The following is a 19,211-nucleotide window of genomic DNA, read 5'->3' on the forward strand; positions in this document are numbered from 1 at the left end:
TGTGTTCTGGGTGTACTTCATCCGGGCGTTACAACCGCAGCAGGTCTCTCATGTGTCAAACCGGTGGAGGAACGCACGACACCTGACCAAGGAGTCCACATGCGCATACGTTCACGGGCGGCTCGCCTCGCCACCGCAGCCGTCCTCACCGCGCTCGCCACGACCGCGGCCGGGGCGCCGCCCGCCCTCGGGGCCGCCGGCCCCGCCTCCACGCGAAGTGCCGCGGCGGAGGCGGCGACCTACGAACTGCGCCTGGCCACCAGCAGATTCACCACCGACTTCGGCCGCCGCACGGTCACCCTGACCGGCAAGCTGACCCGGCCCGACGGCACGCCCGCGGCGGGCGCCCCGGTCACCCTGGGCCAGAACGTTCTCTACACCACCTGGAACCCCTGGGGAGACCCCATCGACCCGACGGAGCGGGAGAACCGGAGCCTCGGCACCGTCGTCACCGACGCGGACGGGCGGTTCACGCTCCCCGGCGTCCAGGCGGACCGGTGGGACAACCAGACCAGCCTCTTCCTGAACCCCCGGCACGAAGTGGAGTTCTACGCCTCCTACGACCCGGCCGAGGACCCCTCGGACCACGACCTTGTCTTCACCCGCGCCGTGGTCGCCGTGAAACCCGTCTTCAGCACGATCACGTACAACGTCGACAAAACCAGTGTCCGCGCCGGTGACACGCTCACCGTGACCGGCAAGGTCGCCTGGCCCGCCGGCCACGGGCCGGTCGCCGGCACCCGTGTCCTGCTGCGGACGTACTACGAAAGCGAGTACAACGCGCAGGCCACCACCGACGCCAACGGGAACTACAAAGTGCGCGTCAAAATCAGGGGTTACGACAACCAGTTCGTGATCTTCTCCGCCCCCAAGGACTACTACATCGCCCGCGCCACCAAGCCCCTGCCGGTCAAGAACGTCACACGGTAGCGCTGGGCAGTTCCGGGCTGGACCACGACCGCCGCGTCCCCGTGCGGGGCGTCGGCCGGAGACACGAGCCGCTTCCGAAGAGCGCTCCGGTCCACCAGGCCCCACTGGTGGGCCGCGCCCTCGGTGGAGCTGGCGAACCGGGCCTTGACCGTGGAGCCGTCCGGATAGGAGACCTCTGCGGACAGGGTCGGAGTGTACGTCGTCACGTCACGTACGCCCGGCGGAAGATCGGCCGAACCCCCACCGCTGTGAGGCCCAGGCGGCTAACTTGTGAACTCCGGTCGGCACTGGGGAGGTCGGTTTGCAGAAGCACCGGTTGGGTGTGGTCCTCGTACACGGGATCCGGTCCAAGCCCGCCATGTGGGACCCGCTCACCAAGCTGATCACGGCCGATGACAGCCTGGACTTCGTCCAGCCCCTGCCCTTCTCCTACTCCACGGGGCTGAAGCGCATCAACCCGACCCGGACCTTCCCCAGCTTCGACACCGCCGCGGACAGTCTGAAGGAGTACCTGGACACCGAGGGCGAACCCTTCTCCCGTCTGATGCTCGTCGCCCACAGCCAGGGCGGTCTGATCGTGCAGCGCTACCTCACGCGGATGCTCACCGCGGGCCGCGGACGCGAACTTGCGCGGATCAGGCGGATCGTCCTGCTCGCCTGCCCGACCAACGGTTCCGAGATCTTTCTGTCTCTGCGCCGGAACGTCCTGGGGTCACGCCACCCGCAGGAGCGTCAACTGCGCCCGCTGGACGGTGCCGTCAACGACACCGCGAGACAGGTGATGAACGACGTGGTCCACGCCGCCGCGGTCACCGACCGTACCTGCCCCATTCCCTTCTCCGTCTACGCCGGGGAGAGCGACAACATCGTGCCGGCTCCCTCGGCGCAGCATGTCTTCCCCGACGCCCGGGCGCTGCCCGGCGACCACTCCAGCATCGCCAGGCCCGACTCCGTGCAACACCGGACCTACACCACCCTGCGGCGCCTGATGCTCAGTACGGGCGACAGTGACCCACCGGAGTCACCGCGTTCGATCCCCTCCTTCCCGGTCGGCGACCACATCTACGAGGCGATCGCCCTGGGCGTCCACCCGGCCATCGACCCCGCCGTGTCCACCCCGGACCTGCCGAATCTGCCGTGCTACCTCGACCGCGCGCACGACCTGGCGATTCGGTCCGTCGTGCGGGAGGCGGCGGAGGGCCGGAACCGGTTCGCTGTTCTGGTCGGCGGGTCCTCGACCGGCAAGACGCGTGCCTGCTTCGAGGCGCTCTCTCTCCTTGATCCGACGTGGCGAGTGTGGCACCCTCCGAGCGCTTACGAACTGGTCGAGGGACTGAGCGCACAGCACGCCATTCCCCGTACGGTGCTGTGGCTCAACGAGACGCAGCGCTACCTCACCAATGCGGACGACGACCCCGCCGCGCGCGCCCTGCATGCCCTGCTGAACGATCCGGGGCGCGGCCCGGTCCTGGTGTTGGGCACCCTCTGGCCGGAGCATCTTCGGGAACTCACGGACGGCGACACCCCTGCCGGGCGCCTGCTCGAAGACCGCCAGATCGCCATTGAGGACGTCGGCTTCCGGCGGGTGCCCGCGGCCACCGTCGCGGCTGCCACGGCACGGGATCCACGCCTGGCCGAGGCGATCGCCGCCCATCCGGACGAGGCCACCCAGTACTTGGCCGGTGGCCGGGAGCTGCTGGCCCGCTACCAGGGCGGTCCGGAGATCCGCGCCCTGATCGACGCAGCCGTCGATGCCGCAAGGCTCGGCTACCCCGACGACGTCAGCCGGCCGTTCCTGTCGGCCGCCGCTTGGGCCCTGTTGCCGGAGTCCTATCTGCGGACCAAGGATGGTCGATGGTCCGAACGGTGGTTCCGGCAGGCGCTCGGTGACGCGGGCGAGCCATGCAGGGGCGTCCCCGGGCCGTTGACCACGCTGGTGACCGGTCCGGGCCGGCCGCAAGCAGACGGGAACATGTACCGGTTGGCGGACTACTTGCGCCAGCAGATCTCGCGCCGGCGCGCGCTGGACTGCCCACCGGACGCCTGGTGGGCGGCCGCCGCCACGCATCTGCCGTCTCCGGCGGGCCTGCACGCGCTCGCCAAGGCCGCGGAGACCCGAGGCCGTTACCGACTGAGTGTCGATCTGGCGCGCCGCGCACTGCAAGCCGACCCCTCGGTGCGGGTGCACGAGCTGCTCGTTGGCGCGCTCTGGCGGGCTGGGCACACCGCCGACGCCGAGGCGGCCGCGGGGGAGGCGCTGGAGCTGGGCGACGTCGGCCCCGCCCTGCTCCTGGCGGAGCGGCTGGACTCGGTCGGCAAGCCGCGGGACGCGGCCGGTTGGCAGCGCAGGGCGGCGGAGTCGGTGAACTCGGCCAGGGCATGGGCCGCGCTCGCCACGACGCTGCTGGACCTCGGCGATGTCGAGGACGCCGTCCGCGCGGGCCAACGCATCGACGACTGGCAGTTGGGCAATTTCGCTTACGCGCTGAGCGAGGCGGGGCACTCGGTCGAGGCGCTGCTCTTCGCCCCCGGGCTCGCGGCCAAGGGGAACTGTGAGGTCATCCTCGCCGAGGCCGGACGGCTCGAAGAGCAGGACCGCATCCAGGACGCCATCGACCTGCTGGAGCGGACGGAACGCCTGGGCGCACCCGGAGCCTATGAAGACCTCATGTTCCTCTACGAGAAGGCGGGGGAGACCAGCCGCGCTGAAGAGGCGGGCCGTCGCGCGGTGTCCGAACACGGCTACGGGAAGGCCCTACGGCGCTTGTGCCGGCACCGCACCGAGGCGGGTGACCAGGTCGGAGCCGCACAGGCCCTACTGGCCCTGGGCTCGTGTCCGGACTGGGATGAGTACCTGATCTCGGCGGCCGGTGGGTTCTGGGAGGCCGGCGATCTCAAGGCGGCGTCGTCCGCCGCCGAACAGGCGATCGCCGGCGGCCGCCCCGAAGGATGGGTGCTGCTCGCGCTGATCGCCCGGACCGCGGGCAACAGCGAGGAACAGGAGCACGCCGTCGGCCAGGCCACACGGACCGAGGACGGGGACACGTGGCAACTGCTCGGTGCCTTCTACGAGGAGTACGAGGACGATGTGCGCCCAGCGGCGACCGCATACCGTCGAGCGGCCGACCTGGGTCAGCACGACGCCTGGAAGGATCTCGCGAAGCTGTGGCACGACGCCGGGGACACCACGCGCCGGGACCAGGCCGTTGCCGACGCCATCTCCGGCGGACACGTCAAGTGTCTGTGGGGATTGCCCGAGTACTACGCCTCCACCGGCGACTCGGCGGCCGCCCACGCCCAGGCGCTGCTCGCCGCCGAACACGGCGACGAAGGCCCCGGCTTCTATCTGGCCCACCGCTGGTACGCCCAAGGCCGTGTCGACGACGCCCTGACGCTCGCGCTGGCCATACTGCGGTACGGGCGGACACAGACCATCGGCGCTCTGAAGTCGAAGCTGTGGAAGGACGGCGACGCCGCCCGGCTGGTCACCGTCGGTGAACGGCAGTCGGCCTCCGATTCGGGGCCCGTTCCCAAAGGCGACAGCTACCTGCTCGTCGGGTACGCGGCCACAGGGGCAGCCGAGAAGTTCCGGCGCGGCGTGGAGACCGAAGGCGCTCCGCCGGTTCTGCTGAGCGCCGGAGGCATGTGCGAGGAGCTTGGACTTCGTACCGAAGCCCTCATGTTGTACGAGCGTGCCCGCGACGTCGGGAGCGCGCAGGCGCTGCTCGGCCTGGCCCGCCTCCACGGCCGAACCGCGGCTGCGACAGCCCTGCTGCACAAGGCAGTTGACGCCGGAGCCGAAGCAGCCGTCGGCTTGCTCGCCACCCACTACGACACCATCGGTGCCCCGGACGTGGCCGAGCGCGTGCGCTGTTACGGCACCGAGGCGGGATCACCTGCGGAACCGTGGTGACCGCGCCGGTCATCGGCACAGTGTGAGGCGCGCACGCGCTGCGCGCGCCGCTCCCCGAGGGCGTGCGGCAGGTGCGGCCGTGAGCCCCGAGCACTGCGCGCCGTGCGCGTACCACGGCCCGCGCCCCTTCCTGGAGGCGGGCGGGCGTCCTAACGTTTTCCGGTGTCCGCATCGCAAGTGTTCCGGGCCCTCTTCTCGACCTCTACCGAATGCGTCCTGTGGGGCGGTGCGGCGTGGTTCATCGCCGCTCAGTTCACTGATGACGACCGATTGCGCTGGGCGGTCACCGCAGTGGCCGTCGTGCTCTGCCTGCTCGAGACGGTCAAACTGATACGCAGCCCCCGGCTGCGCTGGTGGATCGTCGCCCCCGTGCTGCTTGTTCTGTTCTCTGCGCTCTGGGGAGGGATCGCCTGGCTGTTCCTGAGGCTGTTCAGCGACACGCTGGGAACCACGGTCGCAGCCGGCGTGGCGGCCGCCGTCGTGGTCTACGGCCTCTTCCAGCGTTGGCTGAAAAGGCGCCTGCTATGGCCCCTTCTCACCCTCGCGCTGCTGGCCTGGGCCACCGTGATGCGGTTCGGTGCCGGGCGGGCTGTGTTCTGGGGGACAATCGGCTGGTGGCTGGCGCAGCCGCTCGGCGAACAGGTGCGGGAGACCGGCCCACTGCTCCTCATGCTCCTCGGTCTGCTGCTGGGGCTGTTCGGCAATTTCGCGGCGGGCGTCGGCATGGGGACCGCGCTCGCTGCCTCGGGGGTGGGTCCCGCGTTGCTGTGGTGGCTGGTTCCGCTGGGGCTCGCGGCCTCGATCGGCCCCTTCCGAGCGTACCGACGTCAGCTGCTCGGCTGGTGGCGCCACCCCTCCTACCTCGCCTGTCTCCTGAGGGAAGAGCCGGACATCGGCGTATCGCTGGTCGACGGATTCGCCGTGCTGGCCGGGCTGGCGCCGCTGATCGCCGTCGCCACCGCCGACGCTCCGGACGTGCCGACGGTCTTGGCGGCCGCCGCGCTGAGTGCACTGCACTGGTATCTCCTCGTCGAGAGCGGGCGGCTGATCCGGCAGACCCGTCAGGAGGTCCGCCTGGCATCAGGCATCTGGGCCGTCGGCCTCACCGTCCTGGCGGCGGGCCCGATGGGCGAGTGGCTGATTCACGTCTGGCGCGATCACGTGTTCCTCCACGACCACTCCGTCGCGGTCGCGTTGTCGGGCGCGTATGCGGCGTTTTTCCTGCAACTCGCCCACACCACCACGCTGTCACGCTTCGCGACCGACTACGCCGGACCGCGTCTCAGGCTGGCGCTGGCCGCCGGCTACGGGTTCTTCCCGGGCCCGGCGCTGGGCCTGCTCCTGGCTGTCGTCCATCATCCGGACGCGCGGCTGCGGCAGGCCGCGCTGTGGCTGGTCGCCGCCGTATCGGCGCTCTGTGTGCTACTGGTCCGGCGCACGGGGCTGGTCCAACAGCGGCTGGACGCCTCCCTCTACGTGCGTGCGACGCCGATGCACCGGTACCGGATGCAGCGGGCCTGGCTGCACGACGCGATCGCGGACCGGAGCGGCTACCCCGACTTCACCCTGCCGCGGACCCTCATCAAGGAAGGACTGGAGCACGCACGGGGCAATCGCTCAGCTCCACCGGAGCGCATCGCCCGCCGTTGGCGGGCGCCCGGTTCGGCCGGGGTGCGGCTGGACGAATGGGTGATTTCCTGGATCGACGATGCGGCGGAGCTGCTCAAGGAGGCGGACGCCTGCGCCGGTCGGCGGCTGTCCGGGACGGAGCTGACGAAGTACCGCGCCGGACAGCGCCTGATCGACGGGTTCTGCGCCCGTGGCCTGGGCGAGGTCTACCAGGTCCTCGGCTTCCGCGAGGAGGCAGCCGCGTCGTTCCTGCAGGCCGCTCGGATCTGGGAGACCGCGGGTGAACGCGACCTCGCGGCCGACAGCCGTGTCTCCTCCTCGCTGGCGGGCAGCCTCACCCCGGAGAAGTCCCTGCCAACCCTGGCTCCGGTCCTCGGCGACCAGGCGGTCCTGCCTTTGCTGCGCCGCCGCGCACTGCTGCTGACGGGGGCGTTCCACCTCAGGCTGGGCCGGCAGGACGCCGCGAAGGAAGCCTTCGGCCAAGCCGACGAAACGGCTGTCAGCCAGAACGACTTGCGGACCATGGACAGACTCAACGGCAAGTTCGAGGGCCGCGCGTTCACGCTCTCCGTGATGCTGATGCCGCGCACCGACTTCTGGATCCTCTCGGCGGTCGAGCAGCTCAGTCCGGGCGCGCTGCGGGGGCCGGAATCCGAGACCGTCGAGGACGACGTGCCGCACCCCATGCTCCAGCTCGACTACGCGCTCGCCGGCCTGCCGGAGCCGGTGATGTCCCAGGTCCGATCGGCGGTGCGGAACTGGCAGACACGGCGGTACGGGCGCGTCGTCCGGCAGGTTGAGAAAGCGAGCCGGACCCTGGAGCAACTGGGGCTGGTGCCGATGGCGTTCTGGCTCTGTGGCGCTTTCGGGCTGGCGCTGCGCGGCATCGATCCGCGCTCGGCCCGCAGATTCCTCCTCTACGCGGTCGGCCACTACGAGGAACTGAGGGCCAGGATCGTCGACGACGACCTGCGCGTCGCCCTCTTCGAACAGGCCGCCGCGATGTACGAGGCCGTGGTCCGGCTGCTGACGGTCGAGTCCCATGACGGCGGATCCGCCGAGTTCGAGGAGTCGGCTACCCTCGCCTTCGAGATCATGGAGAGTTCGGGTTCACGGGCGCTGACGGAGTTGCTGGGCAGCCGTATGCGGGTTCCGGCCGCTTTGGCCGACGAGCCGCTCATCGAGGAGGAACGGGCCGCCGTGCAACGCCTCACGAAGGCGCGCGACCAGGTCCGGCAGACCGGCCTGCGGCGTGCCTCCGTGGTGGAACTGCGCTCCGCGCAAACGGAACTGACGAGCTGCTGGAGCCGGATGCTCGACTACCGGAAGCTGGCGGAATACGCCGCACTGCGCGCCGCCGTTCCGGCCGACTACGAAACCGTTCGCGGACTCCTCCGCCGTGCGCGCACCGGAACGGTCCTGGCGGAGTACCTGGTCACCGAGGAGAGCACACTGCTGTTCATCGGCCGCGCAGACCTCGCCCGGCCGGAGATCGTCGACATACCCCTGTCCCGGAGGCGGCTCGGCGAGCTGACCCGGGACCTGTTCTCCTCGGAGCACTCCGCACGGAACCTCAGGTACAGCCGACGCGGGACCTGGGAGGACGAGCTCGCCCCGCTGGTCGCCCCGCTCGCGCGGTGGTGCGCCGAGGGCGACACCCTCTGGTTCGTGCCCCACGGCCCGCTCCACCGGATCCCCCTGCACGCGCTGCGGATCGATGCCCACGTCTGCGTCGCCGACCGGCACCCGGTCCGATACACCCCCAGCGCGTCGACCGCGTCGTACACGGTCGACAAGTACGACGACGGCCGAACGGCGGCGCTGGTCTTCGCGGACGGCCACACCAAGCGGCCTCTTCTCCACGCCCGGCAGCAGAGTGCCGAGATCGCCGCCCTCTACGGCGAGCGAGCGCGGCTCTTCGTGGGCCGGGAGGCCACCAAGCCCCAAATGACCGCGGCCCTCGCCCGCGTGCCCCGCGGGGTCGACGTACTGCATCTCGCCTGCCACGGCCGGTTCGACGACAACCAGCCCATGAACTCAGGCCTGTTGATGGCGCCGGACCGCCGAGGAGACGCACGGCTGACGGCTGCGGACATTCTCGAACTGTCTCTTCCGGCGAACCTCGTCACGCTCAGTGCCTGTGAGTCCGGACGGAACGGGGACAGGCCCGGAGACGAACTGATGGGGTTCACCAGGGCACTGCTCTACGCGGGCGTGCACTCGGTGGTCGTCGGCCTGTGGCCCGTGGACGACCTGTCGACCAGCCTTCTCATGCGTGCCTTCTACCGGTTCCGGCTCGACGGGATGAGCGACGCCGCCGCCCTCCGTCGGGCCCAGCTCGAACTGCGCCGGATCACGGCCGCCGAAGTCGTCGCCCACTGCGAGGGCTTCGCGGGGCAGTCGCGTGCGGCGGAGGCCACCGTTGCCCTCCAGGTCGCCGACGCACGTCTGCGGGCCCGCGACTACCGGGCGGCCCTTGACGGCTTCACGGCGGTGGTGCGCACGCAGCGGACAGGGACCCGCCACGCGCAGCGCGCGCAGGCCGGTGCCACGCGGGCGCGCCTGGGAATTGCGCGAGGCAGGCGCGGCACGACGGACTACGCCGTGCCCGTCTTCGACCATCCTTACTACTGGGCACCGTTCGTTGTCGTAGGGGGCGGGGGTTGAGGATCGAACCGACCATGAAGTTCGGAGAGATGGCCGAGTGCTCGGTCACGACGGTCGACGCCGCGCTCCGTCCGGACGATCTCGCCGACGCTCTCCTCGGCGTCGACGGCTACGTGATCGTCGTCGAGGACGGCGTCCCCTTCACGCTCATCGAAGCCGAACGGCTGCGTCGGTCGTCCCCGCCACTGCGGGATCCGGCGGCGCCCCTGCCACCGCTGGTGGTGGTGAACGCCGGAAGCACCCTGCCCGACTTCCTGGAGAGTCCGGCGGTGACCCTGCTGAACCTACCCGTCGTCGCCGTGGCGGTCGCCGACGGACAGGGCAGCATCGTCGGCGTCGTACCGAGGGAACCCATCGACCGGTTCATCGACGAGGACGGCGTCGGTATTCAGCCCGACGTCATGGGGGCGGGCCTGAACGGGAGCACGCCGGACCCGGCCGACGGTGATCCACAGATCGGCCTGGCCACCGTCCGCTGCCGACGCTGTGGCACCCCCCTGCAGCGCATTCGCATCTTCGATCCCGACAACCCACCCGAGTGCGCCGCCACCACCGACCCGCACCGGCTCGAAAGCGGGTGACGGCAGGCGGTGCTGACCTCCCTTGTCAAGGAGAGCGCGGGCGTCCTCGACCGCCGCTTCCTCCTCGTCGCGTTCCTCCCCAGTCTGGCGTTCGTCTGGGGATCCGCGGTGCTCGGCGCGGTCGTCGCCCTCGGCGCCCGTCGGGCCAGAGCCGACTGGTCGCGGCTGGGGGCGTACGACAAGACACTCCTGATCGCCGTCGCGTTCGTCGCTGCCCTCCTGATCGCCACCCTGCTGGCCGGGTGGAGCGACCAACTGGTGCGCTGGTACGCCGGGTACTGGCCCACCTCGCTGGGCAGGGTCGTCGGTGAACTGGGCAGCACCTGGCACCGCGGCCGGCAGCGGCGCCTGGCCCAGGAGGCGCTCACCGACCGGCGGACAGAAGCGGTCCTCAACGACTGCTATCCCCCGGAGACCCAGCCGGAACAGGTCAGGCCGACCCGGCTCGGCAACGTGCTGAAGAGCGCCGAGCGGTATCCCCGGCTGCGTTACGGCCTCGACGCCGTCCTGGTGTGGCCGCGCCTGTATCCCCTGCTGCCCGACCGCGTCGTCGCGGGCCTCGCGGCGGCACGGGCCGACCTGGAGTGCAGACTGGTCATGGCGACGCTGTTCGCACTCTTCGCCGCGCTCTCCGGTACGGCGCTCCTCGTGACACAGCAGAGCTGGTGGCTCTTCGCCGTGTGCTTCGGCGGAGGAGCGCTCGCGGCATGGATCTCGTACATGACGGGGGTGAGCGCCGCTGTCGGCTACGCGGAGCAGGTCAAGGTGGCCTTCGACGTCTACCGGACTGACCTGCTGCGGCATCTGGACGGCACCGAGCCCCGCACCGCGGCCGGAGAGCGGCGACGCTGGCAGGAGCTGTCCCTGTTGTGGTGGCGTGGGGTGCGGGACGGCATCGAGGAACCGACGCCGTCCCGACCCATGGCCGACCGGGGCGCCCGAGTCATGATCATGTCACTGGGTGCTTGCACCGCCGTGACAGCCCTCGCGGTCTGCATCACCGGCTCAGCCTTCCTGTTGGTCGCCGGTCACCCCTGACCACACCACCGAAAGCGCGTGGTTCACCGCGACGACGGCACAAGCCTACGCAGCTCCCCTTGAAGGATGTCCGTGATGACCGTCACTCCGGCGGTCATGGTCAGCATCGGGCCGGACGGTGTCCGGGCGGAGGTCAGGCGCTGGTTCAAGGGCTGGCCAGGCGGGACGGGGCGGTGGGTGCGCAGGGTGACGGCGATGTCCTGGCCGGCAAGCGTTCCGTGCAACTGCGGCTCGGTCGGGCCTTTGGGCAGCCCCCAGAGCATGAGGACGAGCAGGCCGGCCGTCATCGACACGCGCTGTTCGGGCGCGTGCCTGTGGCACACCGGCGCCGTCCGGACCATCACGGCCGACTGTCCACGTAGGCTCAACAGCGTTGCGCAGCGAGGGACTTGAAAGGCGGGACCATGTGGCGTGAGGAGCTGAACCGGCCGCTGCCGGAGCTGCTGAAGGAGCACGCCGAGTCGGCGGCGCAGCGGGTCGCCTACTCCGACTCCTCGCGCAGCGTCACCTACGCCGAGCTGGAGGGTCGCACCCGCGCGCTGGCCGGGTATCTCACCCGCACGGCACTTCGCCGTGGCGACCGCGTCGCGATCTGCCTCGGCAACTGTGTGGAGATGGTGGAGAGTTGCCTCGCCGTGCTGCGGGCCGGGATGGTCGGCGTCCCGCTCAATCCGCGGTCCTCCGACGCCGAGCTGGCCCACTTCCTCCAGGACAGCGGCGCAGCCTTCGTCATCACCGACGCCGCGCACCTCGCACAACTGCGGCGCCTGGCACCGCCGTACGACGCCTTGGACGTCCTGGTCACCGGGACCGGCACCATCCCGGACGGCGCCCAGCTGTTCCGGAGCGCGGCCGAGAGCGAAGGGCCGGCGGAGATCGACCTGCTGGGGCTCGACGATCCGGCCTGGATGCTGTACACCTCCGGCACCACCCACCGGCCCAAGGGCGTGCTGTCCACGCAGCGGGCCGCGCTGTGGTCCGTGGCCGCCTGCTACGCCCCGATCTTCGGTCTGTCGCCCGACGACCGGCTGCTCTGGCCGCTTCCGCTGTTCCACAGCTTCGGGCACTCGCTGGCGATCCTGGGCGTGACGGCCGTGGGCGCGAGCGCCAGGATCGCCGGCGATCTGTTGGCGCCGGGCGGTCTGCGGCAGGAGCTGCTCACGGCGTACGAGGGGCTCGGCGGGCCGTTCACCATGCTGGCCGGCGTTCCTGCGACGTATCACCGGCTGGTCGACTCGGCCGGGGACGCCCCGCCGGCGCTGCGGCTGTGCGTCGTGGCCGGCGCCCCGAGCGGCCCCGCACTGCGGGCGGGCGTGGAGGAGATCCTCGGGGCGCCGCTGCTCGACGCGTACGGCAGTACCGAGACCTGCGGCATGATCGCGGTGAACCGTCCGGAGGGCCCCAGGGTCGACGGTTCCTGCGGGCCCCCGGTCCCCGGCATGGACGTACGTGTCGTCGACCCCCGGAGCGGCGAGGACGTCCTGGACGGCGCCGAGGGCGAGGTCTGGGTACGTGGGCCGAGCCTGATGACCGGCTATCACGAGCAGCCCGAGGCGACGGCCGCCGCGCTGCGGGACGGCTGGTACCGCACCGGCGACCTCGGACACCGCGTCGAACACGGCCATCTCGAGCTCACCGGCCGGGTCAGCGAGCTGATCATCCGCGGGGGCGAGAACATCCATCCGACGGAGATCGAGCAGGCGCTGTCGCAGTGTCCCGGTGTGTCCGAGGCCGTGGTCGTGGGCGTGCCGCACGACGTGCTGGGCGAGGTGCCGGTGGCCTTCGTCGTACCGGGCCCGGGCGGGCTCGACGCACGGCGGGTGCTTGCCGAGTGCCGTATCCGGCTGGCCGACTACAAGGTGCCGGCCGAGGTCCGCGAGATCGCCGCCGTCCCGCGCACCGCGTCCGGCAAGATCGTCCGGCACGAGCTGGTCGCCCCTGCTCCGGCCGTCGCGGTCGCGGGCGACACCGCCCCGACCGACCTGCGTGAGCGGCTGCTGTCCCTCTCGCCCGACGACCAGGAGCGTGCGCTACGGGAGGTGGTGCTTTGCGAGACGGCCGAGGTGTGCCGGCCTGTGCCGGGCGATCTGCCCGACGCGGGCAGCTCCTTCGCCGATCTCGGCATGACGTCCGTCGGCGTGGTCGAGCTGGTGGACCGGCTCGGTGCGCTGACCGGTCTGAGCCTGTCGGCGACGCTGGTGTTCGACCATCCGACACCGGCCGGGGTGGCTCGGTACCTGCGCGTCGCGCTCAGCGAGGGCGAGCCTGGGGGAAGCCCGCGGTCGTACGGCGGACCGGACCGGGCTCCTCAGGACGATCCGATCGTGATCGTCGCCATGGGCTGCCGGTATCCCGGTGACGTCGACTCACCCGAGGATCTGTGGGAGTTGGTGTCGCAGGGCCGGGACGCCGTCTCGGAGTTCCCGACCGACCGCGGCTGGGACCTGGACGCCCTGTACGACCCCGATCCCGACCGGATCGGCACGTCGTACGCGCGCCACGGAGGATTCCTGCACCGGGCCGCAGAGTTCGACGCCGGGCTGTTCGGGATCTCGCCGCGCGAGGCGCTGGCGATGGATCCGCAGCAGCGGCTGCTCCTGGAGACGTCCTGGGAGGTGTGGGAGCGGGCCGGGATCGACCCAACGTCGCTGCGCGAGAGCGACACCGGCGTGTTCGTCGGCGTGATGCACGGCGACTACTCCGCCCGCTTCACCCGTTCCCACGAGTTGGAGGCGCACCTGGGCCTGGGCTCGGCGGGCAGCGTGGCCTCCGGGCGGATCTCCTATGCGTACGGCCTGCGCGGTCCCGCGATCACGGTCGACACCGCGTGCTCGTCCTCCCTCGTCGCGCTGCACTGGGCGGCGCGGGCGCTGCGCTCGGGCGAGTGCTCGCTGGCGCTGGCCGGTGGGGTCACGGTGATGGCGACGCCCAAGCCGTTCCTGGCCTTCAGCCGACAGCGCGGGCTGTCGCCGGACGGGCGTTGCAAGTCCTTCTCGGCGGCAGCCGACGGCACGGCCTGGGGCGAGGGCGTGGGACTCGTCCTGCTGGAGCGGTTGTCCGACGCGCGGCGGCGCGGCCATCCGGTCCTGGCCGTGCTCCGCGGCTCCGCCGTCAACTCCGACGGCGCCTCCAACGGGCTCACCGCGCCCCACGGGCCGGCTCAGCGGCGGCTGATCACGCAGGCGCTGGCGGACGCGGGGCTGCGCGCCGTTGACGTGGACGTGGTGGAGGCCCATGGTACGGGCACCCGGCTGGGCGATCCCGTCGAGGCGCAGGCACTCCTGGCCACGTACGGGCAGGGCCGCGAGGAGCCGCTGTGGCTCGGCTCGGTCAAGTCCAACCTCGGGCACACGCAGGCCGCGGCCGGAGTGGCCGGCGTCATCAAGATGGTGCAGGCCATGCACCACGGTGAACTGCCCCGGACCCTGCACGCCGACTCGCCGACACCGCACGTGGACTGGTCCTCGGGCCGGGTGGAACTGCTCACCGAGCCCCGCCCCTGGCCGGCCTCGGACCGGCCGCGGCGTGCGGGGGTCTCGGCCTTCGGGATCGGCGGGACCAACGCGCATGTGATTCTGGAGGAGGCGCCGGGGAGGGAGACGGCCCTCTCCCCGGAGACAGCCGCGCCGCCGCCGGTGCCGTGGCTGCTCTCCGCCGCCGACGAAACCGCCCTGCGCGCCCAGGCCCGACGACTCGCGGCCGAAGTGGCGAACCGGCCGGACCTGTCGCCCGCCGACGTCGGCTACTCGCTGGCGGTGTCGCGCTCCGCACTCGCCCATCGGGCGATCGTGCCGGCCGGTGACCGGACACGGATGCTGGACGCGCTGAGCGCGTTCGCGCGGGGCCGGGACGCACCGGGAGTCGTACGAGGACTGGTGGACCCGGAGGTCCGTACCGCCTTCCTGTTCACCGGACAAGGCGCCCAGCGCCCCCGGATGGGTGCCGAACTGGGCGCCGCCTTCCCCGTCTTCGCCGAAGCCTTCAACGAGGCCTGCCGGCACCTGGACGACCGGCTCCCACAGCCGCTGAGCGCGGTGCTGTCCGCCGAGCCGGGCTCACCGCAGGCGGCACTTGTGGACCGTACGGACTTCACGCAGGCCGGACTGTTCGCGTTCGAGGTGGCGCTGTTCCGGCTGCTTCAGTCGTGGGGCGTTCGAGCCGACCGGCTTGTGGGCCACTCCGTCGGCGAGCTGACGGCCGCGCATGTCGCCGGCGTACTCGATCTGCCCGACGCGGCGACGCTCGTCGCCGCTCGCGGCCGGCTGATGCGGGCGCTGCCCGACGGCGGCGCGATGGTGGCGCTGGACGCGACCGAGGAGGAAGCCGTCACGGCGCTTGCGGAGTTCGGGGCGCAGGTGGCGATCGCATCCGTCAACGGGCCTCGTTCAGTGGTGATCTCGGGCGCGCGGGACGCGGTGCTCACGGTCGCGGCCGACTTCGAGACGCGAGGTCGCAGGGCCGTACGGCTGCGGGTGAGTCACGCCTTCCACTCGCCCCTGATGGAGCCGATGCTCGACGAATTTCTGGGGATCGCCCGCGAGTTGACCTTCCGACCGCCGCGTATCCCGATCGTCTCCACCGTGACGGGCCGCCCCGCCGAGCCTGCGGACCTGTGCTCGCCCGAGTACTGGACGCGGCACGCCCGGCTGCCCGTGCGCTTCGCCGACGCCGTGCGCCGGCTCGCGGACGACGGGGTCTCGGCCTACCTGGAACTCGGTCCCGGGCCCGCACTCACCGCGGCGGCCACCGACTGCCTGACCGACGCGTCCCCGAACGGCTCGGTTCTCGCCGTGGCCACACGGGGCGGTGCCTACGAACCGGAAACGCTTCTGTCGGCCGTGGCGCGGCTGCATGTGGCCGGCGCCGCTGTCGACTGGACGGCGGTGTACGCGGATTCTGGCGCGCGGCGCGTGAACCTGCCGACGTACGCCTTCCAGAGGCAGCGGTACTGGTTGGACGCACCGCCCCCGGCGGCGGCCGGTGCCGGGGCGCTGCTGAGCCCGGCGTTCCCGGTGCCGGACACCGAACGGACGGTGCTGACCGGGCTGTTGTCCCTGGCGAGCCACCCGTGGCTCGCGGACCATGTCGTCGCCGGGAGGGTGATGGTGCCGGCGACAGTGTTCGTGGAGATGGCCGTGCGTGCGGGTGACGAGGTGGGCTGCGGTGCGGTCGACGACCTCGTGATGCTGTCGCCGCTCGCCCTGCCCGGTTCCGCGGAGATGCGGGTGCAGGTCGTGGTGGGTGCGCGGGACGACTCGGGCCGACGGCCGGTCGACATCTATTCCCGGCCGGAGGAGTCCGCCGAGGACGCCCCGTGGACCCGGAACGTCACCGGTCAGCTGGGCCGCGGACGTGCCGCGGAGGGCGAACTGACCGCGTGGCCGCCCCAGGGCGCCGAGACGCTGGATCTCACCGACGCGTACGCCGCCCTCGCCGATGCCGGGCTCGTCTACGGGCCCGCCTTCCAGGGGGTCGGCGCACTCTGGCGGCGCGGCGACGACGTCTTCGCGGAGGTCCGGCTGCCCGCCTCGCACACCTCGGAAGTGGGCCGCTTCGGACTCCACCCCGCCCTGTTCGACGCCGCGTCGCACGCGCCCCTGCTGGCCGCGCCCCCCGACACGAGCACGGTGCGGGTGCCGTTCGCATGGAGCGGCGTGAGCCTGCACGCCTCGGGAGCCACGGAGCTGCGGGTCAAGGTGACAGCACTGAGCCCGGACACGGTCTCGCTGACGCTGGCCGACCCTTCCGGCCGACTCGTGGCGCGCGTGGACTCACTGGCCACCAGGGAACTGCCGGCCGACGCAGCTGACATGACGGCCGGCATGACGGACGACATCGTACGAAGGGCTCTGTTGCGCCCTGAATGGGCCGCCCTCGAAGTCCCCGGCCACGCCGACGAGCGCGCATGGGCGGTGCGCGGGCCGGACGAGCTGAACCTCGCCGGGTTTCTGCCCGGCGCCGTGAACGCCGAGTTCGTCGCCGTCACGGCTGTCGCGCGAGCGACCGGTTCCGATCCGCTGTCCGCCGTGCACGAGTTGACCGGCAGGTTGCTCAAAACGCTTCAGGACTGGCAGGACGATCCCGGTACGGCGGGCTCACGGCTGGTCGTGGTGACGCGGGACGCCACCGGGCCGGTGCCCGACCTGGCGGGTGCGGCGGTCTGGGGACTGGTGCGTGCCGCGCAGTCGGAGCTGCCCGGTCGTGTCGTTCTGGTGGATGTGGACGAGCGGCCCGAGTCGCTGCGGATGCTGCCGTCGGCTGTCGCCACCGGTGAGGATCAACTCCGTGTGCGGGACGGCCAGGTGACGGTTCCGCGTCTTGTCCCGGCCGGGGACGCCTCAGCCGCGGGGGCTGCCTTCGGCGCGGGCGGGACGGTGCTGATCACCGGAGGCACCGGCGCGCTGGGTGCGGAACTGGCGCGTCACCTGGTCGCCGAACACGGCGTACGGCATCTGCTGCTGACCGGACGCCGTGGTCCGCAGGCGCCAGGAGCCCGGGAACTGCGCGGCGACCTGGAGGAGATGGGAGCCCAGGTCGGCATCGTCGCCTGTGATGCGGCCGACCGTGCCGCGCTGGCCGAGGTCGTCAAGCACTGTGAGCCGCCGCTGACCGCCGCGGTGCACGCCGCCGGGGTCCTCGACGACGGCGTGCTGGACTCGCTGACCCCCGAGCGGATGGCGGCCGTGCTGCGCCCGAAGGCCGACGCGGCCTGGAATCTGCACGAACTGACCCGGGACATGGGTCTCTCGGCGTTCGTCGTGTTCTCCTCCGTCTCCGGCCTGCTGGGCCGGGCGGGCCAGGGCAACTACGCGGCCGCGAACTCCTTCCTCGACGCCCTCGCCCACCGCCGCGCCGCGGAAGGGCTGCCGACGCTGTCGCTGGCGTGGGGCCCGTGGGAGCACGCCGGCGGCATGGCGACGGAGCAGCCCCAACAGCGCGCACAGCGCCCACACCCACGCGACGTGCTGGTGCCGCTGTCCACACAGCAGGGCCTGGCCCTGTTCGACGCCGCGCTGCGCTCGGCGGAGCCGGTCCTGGCGCCGATCCTGCTGGACCGGGCAGCGCTTCGGTCCGGTGCGGGGCACCTGCCGCCACTGTTGCGCGGACTCGTCCGTCAGCACCGGCCGACCGCCGCTGCGACGGCCCCCGGCTCCGCCGGCTCTCCTGGGCAGATGCTGGAGCCGGGAGTCTGGCGGAAACGGCTGGCCCCCATGTCGCCGGTCGAGCGGGAGGCGGCGCTCGTGGAGCTGCTGCGGACCGATGTGGCCGCGGTGCTCGGATATCCGCACGCCGACGCGCTGCCGGCCGGCAAGAGCCTCGCTGACCTGGGGTTCGACTCTCTCACCGCCGTGCAGATCCGCAACCGGCTGAGCATGGCGCTGGGGCTCCGGCTGTCGGCGGCAGTGGTGTTCGAGCACCGCACCGCCGAGGAGCTGGCACGCCACTTGCTCGGCCTGCTGGACGGCGAACCGGCCGCCGCAGCCGCCCCCGAGGCCCCTGGTGCCGCCGAGGCACCCGAGGCCCCTGAGGCCGAGCGGCCCGCGTACACCCTCTCCTCGCTGTTCCGGACGGTCAGCGCCTGCGGACAACCGGTGGCGGCGATGCACCTGCTCGTCACCGCGTCCTGGGCACTGCCCTCCTTCACGGCCGCCCAAGCCCGCGAGCACGCTCTGCCCCCGATCCGCCGCTCCCACGGCCGCCCCGGCTCCGGAAGGCCGACGGTCGTCTACTTCCCGGCCTACCATCCCTCGCTCGCGTCGGACGGCGGAGACTTCCCCCGCTTCCACCGCGCTTTCCACAAGGACCTGGAGGTCCTGGAATTCCCGCACCCTGGTATCGGCGCCGGTGCCGCCGTCCCGGAGGACCGCGCCGCGCTGGCGCACACGCAGGCCGAGAGCGTGCTGCGGCACGTCGGGGACGGGCCGTTCGTGGTCGTAGGACGGTCGGCGGGCGGCAATGTGGCGCATCTGGTGGCCCACCAGCTGGAAAAATCGGGCCGGGCACCCAACGGCCTGGTGCTGCTGGACACGTACCACATCACGGCGGACAACAGCGACAAGGACTGGCTGCTGTCCCTGGCCGCACCGCCGCCGCAGGACGTCGGACAGCCGGTCGTCATCACCGGGGACGACGACACCGCCCTGGCCGCGATGGGGGCCTACAACCGGATCTTCCTCGGCTGGGATCCCGAACCGGTCGCCACGCCCACGCTCCTGGTGCGAGCGCTGCGGCCCACGCCCGCCATGGCGGCCTCCGCCGAGGCGGATGACTGGCGGACGTCCTGGCCGTCGGCACACGACGTCATGGACGTCCCCGGCGACCATCTGACGATGATGCAGGAACACGCGGGGACAACCGTGTCGGCGATCCGCAGCTGGATCGACGCACGAACGACGAAGATCGACGCACGAACGACGAAGATCGACGCACGAACGACGAAGGGAGACAAGTGA

8 protein-coding genes are annotated in these 19,211 nt (G+C 71.6%); 6 read left to right on the plus strand and 2 right to left on the minus strand.

Annotation, left to right across the window (positions count from 1 at the left end):
• The first annotated feature begins 99 nt into the window (after window positions 1-99).
• Window positions 100-930, plus strand: coding sequence for an acyl carrier protein (locus ACGFNV_RS03665; protein ID WP_393619063.1), 831 nt, complete (start codon window positions 100-102; stop codon window positions 928-930).
• On the opposite strand, the gene ACGFNV_RS03670 is transcribed toward ACGFNV_RS03665, so the two are convergent.
• Window positions 879-1,136, minus strand: coding sequence for a hypothetical protein (locus ACGFNV_RS03670; RefSeq protein WP_393619064.1), 258 nt, complete (start codon window positions 1,134-1,136; stop codon window positions 879-881). The genes ACGFNV_RS03665 and ACGFNV_RS03670 overlap by 52 nt on opposite strands.
• A 95-nt stretch (window positions 1,137-1,231) precedes the next feature.
• On the opposite strand from ACGFNV_RS03670, the gene ACGFNV_RS03675 reads away from it, so the two are divergent.
• The 4 genes from ACGFNV_RS03675 to ACGFNV_RS03690 all read left to right on the plus strand — a co-directional run bounded on the left by ACGFNV_RS03675 (window position 1,232) and on the right by ACGFNV_RS03690 (window position 10,758).
• Window positions 1,232-4,843: a hypothetical protein gene (locus ACGFNV_RS03675; protein ID WP_393619065.1), complete on the plus strand. Its 3,612-nt coding sequence runs from the start codon at window positions 1,232-1,234 to the stop codon at window positions 4,841-4,843.
• Between the two features lie 162 nt (window positions 4,844-5,005).
• Window positions 5,006-9,139: a CHAT domain-containing protein gene (locus ACGFNV_RS03680; protein WP_393619066.1), complete on the plus strand. Its 4,134-nt coding sequence runs from the start codon at window positions 5,006-5,008 to the stop codon at window positions 9,137-9,139.
• Window positions 9,140-9,153: 14 nt separating this feature from the next.
• Window positions 9,154-9,720 carry a hypothetical protein gene (locus tag ACGFNV_RS03685; protein ID WP_393619068.1) on the plus strand — a complete coding sequence of 189 codons (567 nt, stop codon included), beginning with the start codon at window positions 9,154-9,156 and terminating at the stop codon, window positions 9,718-9,720.
• 9 nt (window positions 9,721-9,729) lie between these two features.
• Entirely contained in the window at window positions 9,730-10,758 is a 1,029-nt protein-coding gene (locus ACGFNV_RS03690; protein WP_393619069.1) for a hypothetical protein, read from the plus strand.
• A 23-nt stretch (window positions 10,759-10,781) separates the two neighbouring features.
• Here ACGFNV_RS03690 and ACGFNV_RS03695 read toward each other — a convergent pair whose 3' ends face one another.
• Window positions 10,782-11,099, minus strand: coding sequence for a hypothetical protein (locus ACGFNV_RS03695; RefSeq protein ID WP_393619070.1), 318 nt, complete (start codon window positions 11,097-11,099; stop codon window positions 10,782-10,784).
• A gap of 63 nt (window positions 11,100-11,162) precedes the next feature.
• Between ACGFNV_RS03695 and ACGFNV_RS03700 the strand changes: the two genes are divergently transcribed.
• Window positions 11,163-19,211 (plus strand): SDR family NAD(P)-dependent oxidoreductase, encoded by an 8,049-nt coding sequence (locus ACGFNV_RS03700; protein WP_393619071.1) that lies wholly within the window; start codon window positions 11,163-11,165, stop codon window positions 19,209-19,211.

It is taken from the genome of Streptomyces sp. NPDC048751, assembly GCF_043198595.1.
GTDB lineage: Bacteria > Actinomycetota > Actinomycetes > Streptomycetales > Streptomycetaceae > Streptomyces.